A 15,082-nucleotide genomic window follows, 5' to 3' on the forward strand; every position below is an offset into this window, starting at 1 on the left:
CGCCTGTGGATGGTTGCGGCACTGGGGATAACTATGTGCTCCGCTGGCCATTCGGCCTTGGCAGCGCCACACCACGTCGGGGTCACCGCGCACCCTGGCCGGCATGACAACCCAAACGACGATGACCCGGATCCAGCTGGGCGCGATGGGCGAGGCGCTCGCGGTGGACCACCTGACGAGGATGGGGTTGCGGATCCTCGGCCGCAACTGGCGCTGCCGCTACGGCGAGCTCGACGTGATTGCCTCCGACGAGGCCACCCGCACCGTGGTGTTCGTCGAGGTGAAAACCCGCAGCGGCGACGGCTATGGCGGGCTGCCGTACGCCGTCACCCAGCGCAAAGTCCGACGGCTGCGCCGGCTGGCCGGGCTGTGGCTGGCGGGACAAGACCGGCGGTGGGCGGCGGTGCGCATCGACGTGATCGGTGTGCGGGTCGGGCCTAAAAACTCAGGCCGCACCCCGGAGATCACCCATCTGCAGGGGATCGGCTGATGGCGCTCGGGCGCGCATTCTCGGTCGCCGTGCGCGGACTGGACGGGCAGATCGTCGAAATCGAGGCCGACATCACCTCCGGCCTGCCGGGTGTGCACCTGGTGGGCCTGCCCGACGCCGCCCTGCAGGAGTCGCGCGACCGGGTCCGCGCGGCGGTCACCAATTGCGGCAACAGCTGGCCCCAGGCCCGGCTCACGCTCGCGCTCTCGCCGGCGACGCTGCCGAAGATGGGATCGGTCTACGACATCGCCTTGGCCGCCGCCGTGCTTTCGGCGCAGCGAAAACACCCGTGGGAACGCCTGGAGAAGGCGGTGCTGCTGGGTGAGCTGTCGCTGGACGGAAGGGTGCGGCCGGTGCGCGGGGTGCTGCCCGCCGTGTTGGCCGCCAAACGCGACGGCTGGCCGGCCGTCGTTGTCCCGGTGGGCAACTTGGCCGAGGCCAGCCTGGTCGACGGGATCGACGTCTGGGGCGTGCGCACCCTGAGGCAGCTGCAGGGCTGGCTCGGCGGTTCCGGCGACCTGGACAGCAGGCTCGGTCCGGAGGCCACGGAGCCGGAGCCGACGGCGGACCTGGCCGACGTGGTCGGGCAGGCGCAAGCGCGGTTCGCCGTGGAGGTGGCGGCCGCCGGGGCGCATCACCTCATGTTGACTGGGCCGCCCGGGGTGGGCAAAACGATGCTGGCGCAACGCCTTCCAGGATTGCTGCCGCCGCTGTCGGAAAGCGAGTCCCTGGAGGTCACCGCGATTCACTCGGTGGCCGGCCTGCTGTCGGCGGACACACCGTTGATCACCAGGGCGCCGTTCGTGGCACCACACCACAGCTCCAGCGTCGCGGCGCTCGTCGGCGGGGGTTCGGGGATGGCCCGCCCGGGCGCCGTCAGCCGGGCGCATCGCGGGGTGCTGTTCCTCGACGAATGCGCCGAGATCCGCGTCAGCGCGCTGGAAGCGTTACGAACGCCGTTGGAGGACGGGGAAATTCGTCTCGCCCGCCGCGACGGGGTGGCCTGCTACCCCGCCCGGTTCCAGCTGGTTATGGCCGCCAACCCGTGCCCGTGCGCGCCGGCCGATCCGCAGGACTGCGTCTGCGCGGCGGCGGCCAAACGGCGCTATCTGGGCAAGCTGTCCGGCCCCCTGATGGACCGGGTGGACCTGCGGGTGCAGATGCATCCGGCGCGCGCCGGGGCGTTCGCGGTCACCGACGGCGAATCGACGGACCAGGTTCGCCGGCGGGTGGCGGCGGCGCGCGACGCGGCCGCCGACCGCTGGCAACCGCACGGATTTCGCACCAATGCCGAGGTCAGCGGGACGCTGCTGCGGCGAAAGTTCCGGCCCAGCAACGCCGCGATGGACCCGCTGAAAAGGGCGCTGGACCGCGGGCTGCTCAGCATCCGCGGGCTGGATCGGACCCTGCGGGTCGCGTGGAGCCTGGCCGACCTGGCCGGCCGGGTAGCGCCCGGGCCCGAGGAGGTCGCCGCCGCGCTCAGCTTTCGGCAAGCGGGGGCGCGGCGATGAGCGGTCCGGTGTTGGCGTGGGCTTACCTGTCGCGGGTGGCCGAACCGCCGTGCGCGGAGCTGGCGGCCCTGGTGAACCGCGTCGGCCCGGTGGAGGCGGCCGACCGGGTCCGGCGCGGTTTGGTCGACGACGACGTGGCGCGGCACACCGAGGCCAGGCGCCAAATAGACCGGGCAGCAGCCGATCTCGAACTTCTCGCCCGTCGCGGCGGGCGATTGATCACGCCCGGCTGCGACGAATGGCCGGCGCTCGCGTTCGCCGCGTTCGGCAGCGCCGAGGTCCGGTCCCGCGGCGGGCCGCCGATGGTGTTGTGGGCGCTGGGCCCCCAACGCCTCGACGAAGTCTCCCAACGCGCGGCCGCCCTGGTCGGAACCCGCGCCTCGACGGTGTACGGCGAGCAGGTGGCCGCCGACTTGGCCGGCGGGCTGGTCGAGCGCGACGTCGCGGTGGTCTCCGGCGGCGCCTACGGCATCGACGGCGCGGCCCACCGTGCGGCGCTTGACTGCGACGGAATCACCGTCGCCGTCCTCGCCGGCGGGCTCGACATCCCCTACCCGGCGGGTCATTCGGCGCTGCTGCATCGCATCGGCCAGCACGGGCTGTTGTTCACCGAATACCCGCCGGGTGTCCGCCCGGCCCGGCACCGGTTCCTGACCCGCAACCGCCTGGTCGCCGCCGCCGCGGGGGCCGCCGTGGTGGTGGAGGCGGGCCTGCGCAGCGGCGCGGCGAACACCGCCGCCTGGGCACGGGCTTTGGGACGGGTGGTGGCCGCGGTGCCCGGACCGGTGACATCGTCGGCGTCGGCGGGGTGTCATGCGTTGCTGCGCAACGGTGCCGAGCTGGTCACCCGAGCCGACGACATCGTCGAGCTCGCCGGCCGGATCGGCGAACTGGCACCCGAGGAGCCGCGCCCGGCCACGGCGCTCGACGGGCTGAGCGGCGCCGAGCGCCGGGTGTACGAGGCGCTGCCGGGCCGCGGCGCCGTCACGGTCGACGAGATCGCGGTCGCGGCGGGCCTGGCGCCCGAGCGGGTGCTCGGACCGCTGGCGATCCTCGAGGTGGCCGGGTTGGCGCAGCCCGCCGACGGGCGATGGCGGATCGTTCGCACCTGCGCGGCCCCGGCTGCAGGGGCGCGGCTCGTATAGTCGACGTCGGGGTTGGGTCGGGACGGGAGGATAAGTGGCAGGTCGACCGCTGCAGAGCTTCGAAGTTGTCCGCACCGAACAGCTCACGCCGCACATGGTCCGGGTGGTGCTTGGGAGCAGTCATTTCGACGCGTTCGTGCCCAGCAAATTCACCGATTCCTACGTCAAGCTGGTTTTCGTCGCGGACGATGTCGACATGGCCGGGTGGCCCCGGCCGTTGACCCTGGACAGCTTCGCCGGCCTGCCCACCGAGCAGAAGCCCTCGGTACGGACCATGACGGTCCGTCATGTCGACGTCGCGGCCCGCGAGATCGCGGTGGACATCGTGATGCATGGCGAGCACGGGATCGCGGGCCTGTGGGCGGCGGCGGCCCGGCCGGGCCAGCCGATCTACCTGATGGGTCCCGGCGGCGCCTACACGCCCGACCCGGCCGCCGATTGGCACCTGCTGGCCGGCGACGAGTCGGCGCTGCCGGCCATCGCCGCGGCGCTGGAAGCCCTGCCCCCCGATGCGGTGGGCAAGGCGTTCATCGAGGTGGCCGACCAGGAAGACGAGATCCCGCTGACCGCACCGGATGCCGTCGAGGTGAGCTGGGTCTACCGCGGTGGCCGCGCCGACCTGGCTCCCGAGGACCGCGCCGGCGATTTCGCGCCGTTGATCGAGGCGGTCACCGCCACCCAGTGGTTGCCCGGGCAGGCGCATGTCTTCATCCATGGCGAGGCGCAGGCCGTCATGCACAACCTGCGGCCGTACATCCGCAAAGAGCGCGGCGTGGACGCCAAATGGGCCTCGTCCATCTCGGGTTACTGGCGGCGCGGCCGCACCGAGGAAACGTTCCGGCAATGGAAGAAAGAACTGGCTGAGGCCGAGGCCGGGGCTCATTAGGGCCTCGCCAGCCTGGCATTGTCTACCGCATGGCATTCACACCCCATTTCGGGGACTACCAGAACGAGATCTACCTGCAAGGCCTGGCCGGGGTGGTGCCGTCGCTGCCGATGGCCTTCGCGGAGCTGGAGGCCAAAGCCAAAGCGGCGCTGCCGCCGTCGATCTGGTCCTACGTCGCCGGGGGAGCCGGCGACGAGCGCACGCAGCGGGCCAACTGCGCGGCCTTCGAGCGCTGGGGCCTCGTCCCGCGCATGTTCGTGGGCGCCGCACAACGCGACCTCTCCGTCGAGCTGTTCGGCCAGGCCGTGCCGGCCCCGGCGTTCCTGGCGCCGATCGGCGTCATCGGCCTCTGCGCTCAGGACGTCCACGGCGACCTGGCCACGGCACGGGCGGCCGCGGTCACCGGCGTCCCGATGGTGGCCTCCACACTGTCGGCCGACCCGATGGAAGACGTGGCCGCCGCCTTGGGCGATACGCCCGGGTTTTTCCAGCTGTACACCCCGACCGACCGCGAGCTGGCCGCCAGCCTGGTGCACCGGGCGGAGGCGGCCGGGTTCAAGGGCATCGTCGTCACCCTCGACACCTGGGTCACGGGCTGGCGCCCCCGCGACCTGAGCACGTCGAACTTTCCCCAGCTGCGCGGGCACTGCCTGAGCAACTACACCAGCGACCCAGTGTTCCGCGCCAGCCTGCAGCGCCCGCCCGAGGAAGACCCGCAAGGCGCCGTGCTGCGCTGGGTGCAAGTCTTCGGAGCGCCCCTGAGCTGGGATGATCTCCCATGGCTGCGGTCGCTGACCGACCTGCCGCTGCTCGTGAAGGGCATCTGCCATCCCGACGACGCCCGGCGCGCCAAGGACGGCGGCGTCGACGGCATCTACTGCTCCAACCACGGCGGCCGGCAGGCCAACGGCGGCCTGCCCGCGCTGGATTGCCTGGCGGCGGTGGTCGAGGCGGCCGACGGCCTGCCCGTGCTCTTCGATTCGGGCATCCGCAGCGGCGCCGACATCATCAAGGCGCTCGCGCTGGGCGCGACCGCGGTGGGCGTCGGCCGTCCGTACGCCTACGGCCTGGCGCTGGGGGGCGTCGACGGCGTCGTGCACGTGCTGCGCGCGCTGCTCGCCGAAGCGGACCTGATCATGGCCGTCGACGGATATCGGACGCTCAAAGATCTCACCCCGGACACGCTTCGGCGCGTCGACTGAGACCGAGCGGGCCACGCCTGCGACCGTGGGGGAGTGCAGGCGATCCTCGAGGAGTTCGACGAGTACCTGGCCCTGCAATGCGGCCGCTCGGCGCACACCCGCCGGGCATACCTGGGCGACCTGCGCTCGCTGTTCGCGTTTCTGGACGGGCGCGGCCTGGACGGGTTGAGCCTGCCGGTCCTGCGGGCGTGGCTGGCCGCGGCGGCCGGCGCCGGCGCGGCCCGCACCACGCTGGCCCGTCGCACCTCGGCGGTCAAGGCGTTCACCGCGTGGGCGGCGCGGCGCGGCCTGCTCACCGCGGATCCGGCGGCTCGGCTGCAGGTGCCGAAGGCCCACCGCGCGCTGCCGGCGGTGCTGCGCCAGGATCAGGCGCTACAGGCCATGACGGCCGCGAAATCCGGTGCGGAGCAAGGCGATCCGCTGGCGTTGCGGGACCGGCTGATCGTCGAGATGCTGTACGCGACCGGCATCCGGGTGAGCGAGCTGTGCGGCCTGGACGTCGACGATGTCGACACTCGGCACCGGCTGGTGCGTGTGCTGGGCAAGGGCAACAAGCAGCGCACCGCGCCGTTCGGCGCGCCGGCCGCCGACGCGCTTGGCGGCTGGCTGGCCGACGGGCGTCCCGCCCTGGCGACCGCGGACTCCGGGCCGGCGCTGCTGCTGGGCGCGCGCGGCCGCCGGCTCGACGTGCGCCAGGCGCGCACCGTGGTGCACCAGACCGTCGCCGCGGTCGACGGCGCGCCCGACATGGGGCCGCACGGGCTGCGACACAGCGCGGCCACGCACCTGCTCGAGGGCGGGGCCGACCTGCGGGTCGTCCAGGAGCTGCTCGGCCATTCCAGCCTGGCGACCACCCAGCTCTACACCCACGTCGCGGTCTCCCGACTGCGGGCGGTGCACGACCAGGCCCACCCGCGCGCCTAAGTGGGCCTAAGTGGGCCTAAGTGGCGCGAGCAGACGCAGACTCGCACGTCCGGGCCCCGGATCGTGCGAGTCTGCGTCTGCTCGGCGCCGCAAAGCGCTAGCGGCTTGAGGCGGATCGGGGTGGACTTCAGCAGGCCCAGCGGATCGACATAGTGGGCGCCCGACGCCGGGCCCCACATCGCGCCCCAGTGCAGGCACGCCGCGGCCGCGCAGCCGGCATGCCCGGCCACCAACTCGCCGATCACGGTCCGCGCCGTCACGGCCTGACCTGCCCGGACGGCGGCCCGGACCGGCTCGTAGCTGGTGCGCAAGCCGCCGGGATGGGCCAGCGACACCACCGGCCGCCCGGCCAGCTGCCCGGCGAACACCACGGTCGCGGCGCCGGCGGCGTACACCGGCTGACCGGGGGCGCCGGCCAGGTCCACGCCGCGGTGCCCGCGATTCCAGTCGGGTGACGGGGCGTCGAAACCCCGGACGACCGCCGGCCGCGGCCGCAGCGGCCAATCCAGCCGGGCGTCGTCGGCAACCGCCGGTGCCGCGCTGACCAGCGCCCAGCACAGCACAAGCGCCGCCCCTCGCATCGGTTCAGTTCAGCGCAGCAGGCAGCGGGCGGGCCAGTCACCGCAGCCAACCCTGTGGAATACGGCGTGTAAACTTCTCGGCGCAGCTCGCACCAGCGGGCTGACTTCACGCGCCTGCAGCCAACCGATTGCCGTGCGGTCCCGTCAAGACGGGTGCGGCATTCCGCAGACGCCAGGGCCCGGCTCACCCGATGCCGGGCGACAACCGACACAAGTAAGGCATACGCATGGCCGTAGTCACCATGAAGCAGCTGCTGGACAGCGGCACCCACTTCGGGCATCAGACCCGTCGCTGGAATCCCAAGATGAAGCGGTTCATCTTCACCGACCGCAACGGCATCTACATCATCGACCTGCAGCAGACGCTGACCTTCATCGACAAGGCGTACGAGTTCGTCAAGGAGACCGTCGCCCACGGAGGCACCGTGCTGTTCGTCGGCACCAAGAAGCAGGCGCAGGAGTCGGTCGCGGCCGAGGCCACCCGCGTCGGCATGCCCTACGTGAACCAGCGCTGGCTGGGCGGCATGCTCACCAACTTCTCCACCGTGCACAAGCGGCTGCAGCGCCTCAAGGAGCTCGAGGCGATGGAGCAGACCGGCGGCTTCGAGGGCCGCACCAAGAAGGAGATCCTGGGCCTGACCCGGGAGAAGAACAAGCTGGAGCGCAGCCTCGGCGGCATCCGGGACATGAACAAGGTGCCGTCGGCGGTCTGGGTCGTCGACACCAACAAGGAGCACATCGCCGTCGGCGAGGCCCGCAAGCTGAATATCCCGGTCATCGCGATCCTGGACACCAACTGCGACCCCGACGAGGTCGACTACCCGATCCCGGGCAACGACGACGCGATCCGCTCGGCCGCGCTGCTGACCAAGGTGATCGCCTCCGCGGTCGCCGAGGGCCTGCAGGCCCGCGCCGGGCTGGGCCGCGGCGACGGCAAGCCCGAGGTGGAGTCCGCCGAGCCGCTCGCCGAGTGGGAGCAGGAGCTGCTGGCCTCGGCGACGGCCACCGCAACCGCCACAACCGCCGCCCCCACCGAAGCCGCTACGGGCGCAACCGAATCGACCACTGACCCCTCATAGGAAGGCTGAGATGGCGAACTTCACCGCCGCCGACGTCAAGCGGCTTCGGGAACTCACCGGTGCCGGCATGCTCGACTGCAAGAATGCGCTGGCCGAAACCGACGGCGACTTCGACAAGGCCGTCGAGGCGCTCCGGATCAAGGGCGCCAAGGACGTCGGCAAGCGCGCCGAGCGGGCCACCGCCGAAGGCCTGGTCGCTGCCAAGGGTGGGGCGCTGATCGAGCTCAACTCCGAGACCGACTTCGTCGCCAAGAACGCCGAGTTCCAGGCGCTGGCCGAGCAGGTCGTCGACGCCGCGCTGGACGCCAAGGCCACCGACGTGGACACGCTCAAGGCGGCCACAATTGGCGACAAGACCGATAAGACCGTGGAGCAGGCCATCGCCGACCTGTCCGCCAAGATCGGCGAGAAGCTCGAGCTGCGCCGCGTGCAGTACTTCGACGGCAACGTCGAGACCTACCTGCACAAGCGCGCCGCCGACCTGCCGCCCGCCGTCGGTGTGCTGGTCGAGTTCGAGGGGGAGAACCAAGACGCCGCGCACGCCGTCGCGCTGCAGATCGCCGCGCTGAAGGCGCGCTACCTGTCCCGCGGGGACGTGCCCGAAGACGTCGTGGCCAGCGAACGTCGCATCGCCGAGGAGACCGCCAAGGCCGAGGGCAAGCCGGAGCAGGCGCTGCCCAAGATCGTCGAGGGCCGGTTGAACGGCTTCTTCAAGGACGCCGTCCTGCTGGAGCAGCCGGCGGTGTCGGACAACAAGAAGACCGTCAAGGCCCTGCTCGACGAGGCCGGCGTGACGGTGACGCGGTTCGTCCGCTTCGAGGTGGGCCAGGCTTAACCCAGGCTTAGCAAGCGCGCGTGACCGGGCTAGCGTCGTTGCCATGCGACGCGTGCACGCTTTCGGTGACGATGCCCTCGGTGACCTCGACGCGGTCGGCCTGGCCGACGCCCTACGAGCCGGCTCGGTCGGCAGGGCCGACGTCGTCGAGGCCGCCATCGCCCGCGCCGAGGCTCTCAACCCGGCCCTGAACGCCCTGGCGTACGAGGCGTTTGGGCGGGCCCGGGAAACCGCGAACGCCGATCCCGCGAGTGGCTTCTTTAGTGGCGTGCCGACGTTCCTCAAGGACAACGTCGACGTCGCGGGCCAGCCGACGATGCGGGGCACCGACGCGTGGACCCCGCGCAACGCCGCCGCCGACGGCGAGTTCACCCGGCTGTACCTGGGAACGGGGCTCACCTCGCTGGGCAAGACGCAGATGTCGGAATTCGGCTTCAGCGCATCCGCCGAACACCCCCGGCTGGGTCCGGTCCGCAACCCGTGGGACACCGAGCACACCGCGGGCGCCTCGTCCTCGGGATCGGGTGCGTTCGTCGCCGCCGGCGTGGTGCCGATCGCGCACGCCAACGACGGCGGCGGCTCGACCCGAATTCCGGCCTCCTGCAACGGGCTTGTCGGGCTCAAGCCGTCGCGCGGCCGGTTGCCGCTGGACCCGGATTTCCGCCGGATGCCGGTGCGCATCATCGCCAACGGCGTGCTGACCCGCTCGGTGCGCGACACCGCCGCCTTCTACCGGGAGGCCGAACGGATCTCACGTAACCCCAAGCTGGCGCCGATTGGGGACGTCACGCGGCCGGGCAAGCAGCGGTTGACGATCGCCGTGCTGACCCGCTCGGTGCAGCGCGAGTGCGGCCCCGAAGTGCGCGAGCTGACGCTGAAGTCGGCGGCGCTGCTCGAGGAGCTCGGCCACCGCGTCGAGCACGTCGCCGACCCCCCGGCGCCGGCCAGCTTCGTGGACGATTTCGTGCTGTATTGGGGGTTTTTGGCGCTGGCACAGGTACGCGGCGGGCGGCACCTGTTGGGCGACACGTTCGACCGCGACCGGCTGGACAGCCTGACGCTCGGCCTGTGCCGCCACGCCAGCCGCAACATCCACCGGGTCCCGCTGGCGATCGTGCGCCTGCGCGGGCTGCGCCGGCGCACCGCGCGGTTCTTCGGCACCTACGACGCGGTGCTCATGCCGACCGTGGCCGACGAGACGCCGCGGATCGGATACCTGGCTCCCACCGACTATGAGCGGGTGATGGACCGGCTGATCGACTGGGTGGCGTTCACCCCGATGCAGAACGTCACGGGCGAGCCGGCGATTTCGCTGCCCCTGGCCCAATCCGCGGACGGCATGCCGGTGGGCATGATGCTTTCGGCCGACCTCGGGCAGGAGGCGCTGCTGCTGGAACTGGCCTATGAACTCGAAGAGGCTCGGCCATGGGCCCGGATCCAAGCCCGCGAGTGAACCCGTCCTTACCGGTCAGTCGGATCCGAGCCGGTCGAGCATCCGTTTGAACTCGCGCTGCTGTGCCGGGGTCAGTTTGGCCAGGATGCGGGAATCGGCGACACGGACCGCCGCCTCGGCGCGCTTGAGCAGGGTCCGGCCCGAGGCGGTCAGCGTGGCCGGTAGCGCACGCCCCGAGGACACCGATTCTGGTCGCTCCACGGCGCCCACCTTCTCCAGGCCGTGCAGCACCGTGTTCATCGCCTGCGGTGTGACGCCCGCATGCCGGGACAGTTCGGCGCTGGACCGTCCAGGGAACATCGAAAGGATGCGCAGGCAAACGAATTCGGGGAGCGTCAGGCCGAGCGGACCCAACACCGAGGAAACCTCGGGTCGCAGCACGGCTCCCACCCGGTAGAGCAGGTAACCAAGCGGAGCGTCTTCGGCCTGAACCATGTCAATGATATTGACATATCTCGGGCCTCCGGATGCGCACCTTGCGGCAATGCGCCGATAGTCCCGGGGAATCGTGGTTTTGCGGCGCCCAAAGGGGTAACCCACGTCGGGATGCACACCTGAAGGAGCGCGCATGGGCGATATGACCGAAGTCACCGAAGGGGTGGCCGAGCGTGCGCGGCGGGAAGCCGACGCATACCGCGGCGACAACCCCCGACCGTTGGAAGGCTACCCGGTGGTCCTCGGCGTCTACGGCATCGTGGTCGCCCTCACGGCCCTCGTTGCCGCGGCCACCGGGCGAAAGTTGCCCGAGCGCTGGGGCGTCCAGGATCTCGTCACCGTCGCCGTCGGCACCCACAAGCTGTCCCGCACGGTGTCCAAGGATGCGGTGACCAGCCCATTGCGGGCGCCGTTCGCCCGCTACGCCGGTTCGGGCGGCCCGGCCGAGGTGATGGAGGAAACGCGGCACGGCAGCGCGCTGCGCCACAGCCTGGGGGAGCTTTTGACCTGCCCCTTCTGTCTCGACATGTGGGTGGTCACCGCGTTTGTCATCGGATTGGTCTTCGCGCCCAGGTTCACCCGCGTGGTCGCGGGCACCTTCGCCGCCCTGGCCGGTGCCGACTTTTTGCAGCTCGCCTACGCGAGGGCACAGCAGATTACCGAGGGCTGACGAGCGAGGAGGTTTGATGCCCAAGACCACAAAAGGCGGCACGCTGAGGAAGAGCGAACCGCCCAGCACCTCGCAGTGTTCCGACGCCAAAGGGCGACGCTCGGCGTTAATCCGGGGTTTAAGCGTGGCCGCGACGGGCTATGCGGACTTTTGTGCGGTTGTCGCTCTTTGGGTGAGCAACTGTTCGACACGAAAGGAATGAGCATGAAGGTCACCACAACCGCTGTAAAGAGTGCCATTGCGGCCGGGGGAATTGCGGCTGCAGGCGTTTTGACCGCAGCTACCGCTTCTGCTGCGCCGCCCAACATTCAGGGGTTCGGGACCAGCGAACAACTTGTCGACGGGCCGTTGGTCACCGATTACACGGTGAGCAACCTGCAGCCCAGCAACGCCGCGATCCCCGGCTACACCCCTAAGGGAACGCTCTACCAGGCGGACATCACCGCCAGGTCGGACGGCGGGCTCGTTACCCCCATGGTTAACGATTTCATCGCCCGCGGGCCCAACGGTCAGAACTACCGGGTGATCGACAAGGTCGGGGCCCCGAACGGCCTTAACCCGGCGCCGATCCCTCAGGGCAGCGAGTCGACCGGCACGCTGTACTTCGACGTGACCGGCGCACCCCCGAACGGCGTCGTCTACAACGACGGAATGCAAGACATTCTGATCTGGACGTCGAACGTGCCGGGAGGCTCGGCGCCTGGGGCACCGAACTCAAGTCCGGCACCGGGCGCCCCGCCCGCCCCGGCGGCGCACACCTAATCCGATTGCGACCATCGGCGCCGAGTGTGTAACTCGACCGGCCGCTGCGGCTCAAGGCTTTCCCGCTGGCGATCTCCTGCCGGGCAAGATCGGATCCCGAGCGCGCCCGGGACGACAATTACGTCGACCGCAAGACGCCATTCAAGAAGGCACGGACGCCCTGGCGCGCAAACGCGCGCGGCCGCTCTTTTTCGAGTCTCACCGCTACGCGATCGAGTCGGTGGTGGATGCCGACGTTGAGGTCCAGATCGGGCTTAGCGCCGGCTCTCTGACGATCCATTCCGGTTGCGGTGGCGTTACCGCCATGTACCCAACGCCGCGGACGGTGTCGACCATCGATTCGTATTCGGCTCCGAGCTTGGCGCGCAGCCGTCGCACGTGAACGTCGACGGTGCGGACACGCCCGTTGCAGTCATAACCCCACACCTCGTGCATTAGCCGGGTCCGGCTGAATGCCCGGCCGGCGTGCTGCACAAGGAAATTCAACAGCTTGAACTCGGTCAGCGTCAGGCCCAGGTCCTTGCCGCCCAGCGACCCCGTGAAACTGGCCGGGTGAAGGACAAGGTCACCGAATTTCAGTGCGCCGTCCAGTGCGGCACGCCGGCGTTTGATCGCCAGCCGCAGCCGTGCCTGCAGCTCGTCGGCGCTCACCGCGGGCAGCATCACGTCGTCGACATTCCAGTCGACGTCAACCGCGACGAAATCCGCCGGTGCGACCACGGCCACCACCGCGATGCCCGGCGCGTTAGCCGTCAGCCGACGGCAGACCGTCCGGGCCGCCGCAAGGTCGGCGCGCGCGTCGATGATCGCAACGTCGACATTGTCGTGCTGCCCGTCGACGTAATCGGCGAGCGGCGCGCGCCGTACCGTGTGCGCGAACGAATTCAGCGCTGGCAAACCCGCTTCGAAATTGTCCTCATCGGTGAGGAGTAGTACGTCCAAAGACATCTCCAAAGCTCATGACGGTTGTGCCATCGCCCCATCCGTAGGCACCTCCCGTGGAGATGTCTGCCAGCGCACCGCTGAGTACCCAACTCAGAGTAGAACTAACCAACTTTTTCCGCGTCGGCGATCAATGCGTCCGGAGCGTGTCGGCGCGTCGCGACGTGTTTGCTCTCGGCCTCGCGAAAACCGATGGGTCCGGCCCGTTTTCACGAGCCGGACCCATCCTTCCCCAGTTACTGGTTGGACTTTTGGCGCTCCTCGGCCGCCTTGGCGCCGGCCCGAGCGGCCTCCGCCTGGGCCTCCTTCTTCGCCGCGTCGCGCTGTGCTTCCGCCTTGTCCTGCTGGGCCTGGCCCTCGCGAGTGAGGTCGTCGCGACCGGACACGGCCCCGACGGCTTCCTTGACCCTGCCCTTGACGTCCTCGACGACGCCCTTCACCGCTTCGGCCGGTCCCGATTTGTTGGTGTCCGCCATGAATTGACTCCCTCTGTGGCGTATGTGGTTTGGGCGACTCATGCCCAATGCCGATCGACCAGGCGATCGGCCCGATACACGGCGGTGCCGGTCCTTGTTCTCAAGACCATAGATTTTCCCGCCGCGTTGATGCGGATTCCCCGTGCCGCCGGATGCTCAAACATCACCCCGCCGACGCGGCATTGTGCTGCGATGAGGCAGGATGTGAAATGCCGTTCCGGGTGGGATCGTCCGGGATGGCACTGTCATGCGAGGAGTCTGATGACGGAGCCCTGGGAGTCCCAAGTCGCCGGCGCGGCGGCTCCGAAGCCGGAGCCGACGAGCGGCAACGGCGTATCGGCATCTTCACCGGACCTTGAGCATCGTGCCGGCCGGCCGGCGGGACGATCGAAGTATTCGAGGGTGTTGCTCAAGCTCGGCGGTGAAATGTTCGGCGGCGGCCAGGTCGGGCTGGATCCCGATGTGGTTGCGCAGGTGGCCCGCCAGATCGCCGAGGTGGTGCGCGACGGCGTGCAGGTGGCCGTGGTGATCGGTGGCGGAAACTTCTTCCGCGGCGCGCAGCTTCAGCAGCGCGGCATGGAACGCACGCGTTCGGACTACATGGGCATGCTCGGCACCGTGATGAACAGCCTCGCGCTGCAGGACTTCCTGGAAAAGGAGGGCATCGTCACCCGAGTCCAGACGGCGATCACCATGGGCCAGGTGGCCGAGCCCTACCTGCCGTTGCGCGCCGTCCGCCACCTGGAGAAGGGCAGGGTGGTGATCTTCGGGGCCGGCATGGGGCTGCCGTACTTCTCCACCGACACCACGGCCGCGCAACGGGCGCTCGAGATCGGCGCGGAGGTGGTCTTGATGGCCAAGGCGGTCGACGGCGTGTTTTCCGAGGACCCGCGGCAAAACCCCGAGGCCAAGCTGATCACCGCGATCAGCCATCGCGAGGTCATCGACCGCGGGCTGCGCGTGGCCGATGCCACCGCGTTCAGCCTGTGCATGGACAATGGCATGCCGATCCTGGTGTTCAACCTGCTGACCAATGGCAATATCGCCCGGGCGGTCGCCGGTGAGAAGATCGGGACGCTGGTCACCACCTGAAGGGAAGCAAATGATCGATGAGGCTCTCTTCGATGCGGAAGAGAAGATGGAGAAGGCCGTATCGGTGGCCCGTGACGACTTGTCCACCATCCGGACCGGCCGTGCCAACCCGGGCATGTTCTCCCGGATCGTGATCGACTACTACGGCACCAACACCCCGATCACCCAGCTGGCCAGCATCAACGTCCCCGAGGCGCGGCTCGTCGTCATCAAGCCCTACGAAGCCACTCAGCTGCACGCCATCGAGACGGCGATCCGCAACTCCGACCTCGGGGTGAATCCCACCAACGACGGCACGCTCATCCGGGTGGCCGTGCCGCAGCTCACCGAGGAGCGCCGGCGCGAGCTCGTCAAGCAGGCCAAACACAAGGGGGAGGACGCCAGGGTTTCGGTGCGCAACATCCGCCGCAAGGCGATGGAGGAGCTGCACCGCATCCGCAAGGACGGCGAGGCCGGCGAGGACGAGGTTGGCCGCGCGGAAAAGGATTTGGACAAGACCACGCATCAGTACGTCACCCAGATCGATGAGTTGGTCAAACACAAAGAAGGCGAGCTGCTGGAGGTCTAGCGGCCGCTCAGCAGCCAAGTCCGTTTAAGTC

16 protein-coding genes and 1 pseudogene are annotated in these 15,082 nt (G+C 69.7%); 13 read left to right on the top strand and 4 right to left on the bottom strand.

Annotated features, from left to right (window positions below; translation table 11 throughout):
- Positions 1 to 103: 103 nt before the first annotated feature.
- The 6 genes from K3U93_RS08030 to K3U93_RS08055 are packed head-to-tail and all read left to right on the top strand — an operon-like array spanning position 104 to position 6,158.
- A complete protein-coding gene (locus K3U93_RS08030) occupies positions 104 to 490 on the top strand; it encodes a YraN family protein (protein ID WP_071510296.1) in 387 nt (128 codons plus the stop codon).
- Entirely contained in the window at positions 490 to 2,001 is a 1,512-nt protein-coding gene (locus tag K3U93_RS08035) for a YifB family Mg chelatase-like AAA ATPase (RefSeq protein ID WP_071510295.1), read from the top strand. The genes K3U93_RS08030 and K3U93_RS08035 overlap by 1 nt, the downstream gene beginning before the upstream one ends.
- Complete coding sequence (gene dprA / locus K3U93_RS08040; RefSeq protein ID WP_071510294.1) at positions 1,998 to 3,146, top strand: DNA-processing protein DprA; 1,149 nt, start codon at positions 1,998 to 2,000, stop codon at positions 3,144 to 3,146. Before K3U93_RS08035 ends, dprA begins: the two co-directional genes overlap by 4 nt.
- A 34-nt stretch (positions 3,147 to 3,180) precedes the next feature.
- Positions 3,181 to 4,032: a siderophore-interacting protein gene (locus K3U93_RS08045; RefSeq protein WP_071510293.1), complete on the top strand. Its 852-nt coding sequence runs from the start codon at positions 3,181 to 3,183 to the stop codon at positions 4,030 to 4,032.
- 29 nt (positions 4,033 to 4,061) lie between these two features.
- Complete coding sequence (locus K3U93_RS08050) at positions 4,062 to 5,234, top strand: alpha-hydroxy-acid oxidizing protein (RefSeq protein WP_071510292.1); 1,173 nt, start codon at positions 4,062 to 4,064, stop codon at positions 5,232 to 5,234.
- 33 nt (positions 5,235 to 5,267) lie between these two features.
- Positions 5,268 to 6,158, top strand: coding sequence for a tyrosine recombinase XerC (locus K3U93_RS08055; RefSeq protein ID WP_071510291.1), 891 nt, complete (start codon positions 5,268 to 5,270; stop codon positions 6,156 to 6,158).
- Positions 6,159 to 6,253: 95 nt separating this feature from the next.
- Here K3U93_RS08055 and K3U93_RS08060 read toward each other — a convergent pair.
- Positions 6,254 to 6,739, bottom strand: a pseudogene (locus K3U93_RS08060) (M23 family metallopeptidase); the annotation flags it as partial.
- A 227-nt stretch (positions 6,740 to 6,966) separates the two neighbouring features.
- Here K3U93_RS08060 and rpsB point away from each other — a divergent pair.
- Genes rpsB through K3U93_RS08075 form a run of 3 tightly spaced genes read left to right on the top strand, consistent with a single transcriptional unit; the run spans position 6,967 to position 10,106 of the window.
- Complete coding sequence (gene rpsB / locus K3U93_RS08065) at positions 6,967 to 7,818, top strand: 30S ribosomal protein S2 (protein ID WP_071510290.1); 852 nt, start codon at positions 6,967 to 6,969, stop codon at positions 7,816 to 7,818.
- A gap of 10 nt (positions 7,819 to 7,828) precedes the next feature.
- Entirely contained in the window at positions 7,829 to 8,653 is an 825-nt protein-coding gene (gene tsf / locus K3U93_RS08070; RefSeq protein WP_071510289.1) for a translation elongation factor Ts, read from the top strand.
- A gap of 43 nt (positions 8,654 to 8,696) precedes the next feature.
- Positions 8,697 to 10,106 (top strand): amidase, encoded by a 1,410-nt coding sequence (locus K3U93_RS08075; protein WP_071510288.1) that lies wholly within the window; start codon positions 8,697 to 8,699, stop codon positions 10,104 to 10,106.
- Positions 10,107 to 10,121: 15 nt separating this feature from the next.
- Here the strand turns inward: K3U93_RS08075 and K3U93_RS08080 are convergent, their stop codons facing one another.
- Positions 10,122 to 10,541: a MarR family winged helix-turn-helix transcriptional regulator gene (locus K3U93_RS08080; RefSeq protein ID WP_071510287.1), complete on the bottom strand. Its 420-nt coding sequence runs from the start codon at positions 10,539 to 10,541 to the stop codon at positions 10,122 to 10,124.
- A gap of 133 nt (positions 10,542 to 10,674) precedes the next feature.
- Here K3U93_RS08080 and K3U93_RS08085 point away from each other — a divergent pair, with 133 nt between their 5' ends.
- A complete protein-coding gene (locus K3U93_RS08085; RefSeq protein ID WP_071510286.1) occupies positions 10,675 to 11,211 on the top strand; it encodes a DUF1360 domain-containing protein in 537 nt (178 codons plus the stop codon).
- Positions 11,212 to 11,415: 204 nt separating this feature from the next.
- Entirely contained in the window at positions 11,416 to 11,973 is a 558-nt protein-coding gene (locus K3U93_RS08090; RefSeq protein WP_071510285.1) for an MPT63 family protein, read from the top strand.
- A 204-nt stretch (positions 11,974 to 12,177) separates the two neighbouring features.
- Here K3U93_RS08090 and K3U93_RS08095 read toward each other — a convergent pair whose 3' ends face one another.
- A complete protein-coding gene (locus K3U93_RS08095; RefSeq protein WP_083009976.1) occupies positions 12,178 to 12,921 on the bottom strand; it encodes a winged helix-turn-helix domain-containing protein in 744 nt (247 codons plus the stop codon).
- Between the two features lie 230 nt (positions 12,922 to 13,151).
- Positions 13,152 to 13,391 carry a microaggregate-binding protein 1 gene (mbp1, locus tag K3U93_RS08100; protein WP_071510284.1) on the bottom strand — a complete coding sequence of 80 codons (240 nt, stop codon included), beginning with the start codon at positions 13,389 to 13,391 and terminating at the stop codon, positions 13,152 to 13,154.
- A gap of 261 nt (positions 13,392 to 13,652) precedes the next feature.
- Between mbp1 and pyrH the strand changes: the two genes are divergently transcribed.
- Both pyrH and frr read left to right on the top strand, forming a co-directional pair.
- Positions 13,653 to 14,483 (top strand): UMP kinase, encoded by an 831-nt coding sequence (gene pyrH, locus K3U93_RS08105; RefSeq protein WP_071510283.1) that lies wholly within the window; start codon positions 13,653 to 13,655, stop codon positions 14,481 to 14,483.
- 10 nt (positions 14,484 to 14,493) lie between these two features.
- Positions 14,494 to 15,051 carry a ribosome recycling factor gene (gene frr, locus K3U93_RS08110; RefSeq protein WP_071510282.1) on the top strand — a complete coding sequence of 186 codons (558 nt, stop codon included), beginning with the start codon at positions 14,494 to 14,496 and terminating at the stop codon, positions 15,049 to 15,051.
- Positions 15,052 to 15,082: the final 31 nt, after the last annotated feature.

Origin of the sequence: Mycobacterium malmoense, from assembly GCF_019645855.1 — a bacterium.
Lineage (GTDB): Bacteria > Actinomycetota > Actinomycetes > Mycobacteriales > Mycobacteriaceae > Mycobacterium > Mycobacterium malmoense.

Coding starts and splice junctions, on each gene's coding strand:
- K3U93_RS08095 (WP_083009976.1), bottom strand. CDS start 12,921: ATGTCTTTGGACGTACTACTCCTCACCGATGAGGACAATTTCGAAGCG.
- K3U93_RS08030 (WP_071510296.1), top strand. CDS start 104: ATGACAACCCAAACGACGATGACCCGGATCCAGCTGGGCGCGATGGGC.
- K3U93_RS08090 (WP_071510285.1), top strand. CDS start 11,416: ATGAAGGTCACCACAACCGCTGTAAAGAGTGCCATTGCGGCCGGGGGA.
- K3U93_RS08080 (WP_071510287.1), bottom strand. CDS start 10,541: ATGGTTCAGGCCGAAGACGCTCCGCTTGGTTACCTGCTCTACCGGGTG.
- tsf (WP_071510289.1), top strand. CDS start 7,829: ATGGCGAACTTCACCGCCGCCGACGTCAAGCGGCTTCGGGAACTCACC.
- K3U93_RS08035 (WP_071510295.1), top strand. CDS start 490: ATGGCGCTCGGGCGCGCATTCTCGGTCGCCGTGCGCGGACTGGACGGG.
- pyrH (WP_071510283.1), top strand. CDS start 13,653: ATGACGGAGCCCTGGGAGTCCCAAGTCGCCGGCGCGGCGGCTCCGAAG.
- K3U93_RS08085 (WP_071510286.1), top strand. CDS start 10,675: ATGGGCGATATGACCGAAGTCACCGAAGGGGTGGCCGAGCGTGCGCGG.
- K3U93_RS08050 (WP_071510292.1), top strand. CDS start 4,062: ATGGCATTCACACCCCATTTCGGGGACTACCAGAACGAGATCTACCTG.
- frr (WP_071510282.1), top strand. CDS start 14,494: ATGATCGATGAGGCTCTCTTCGATGCGGAAGAGAAGATGGAGAAGGCC.
- K3U93_RS08075 (WP_071510288.1), top strand. CDS start 8,697: ATGCGACGCGTGCACGCTTTCGGTGACGATGCCCTCGGTGACCTCGAC.
- mbp1 (WP_071510284.1), bottom strand. CDS start 13,391: ATGGCGGACACCAACAAATCGGGACCGGCCGAAGCGGTGAAGGGCGTC.
- rpsB (WP_071510290.1), top strand. CDS start 6,967: ATGGCCGTAGTCACCATGAAGCAGCTGCTGGACAGCGGCACCCACTTC.
- dprA (WP_071510294.1), top strand. CDS start 1,998: ATGAGCGGTCCGGTGTTGGCGTGGGCTTACCTGTCGCGGGTGGCCGAA.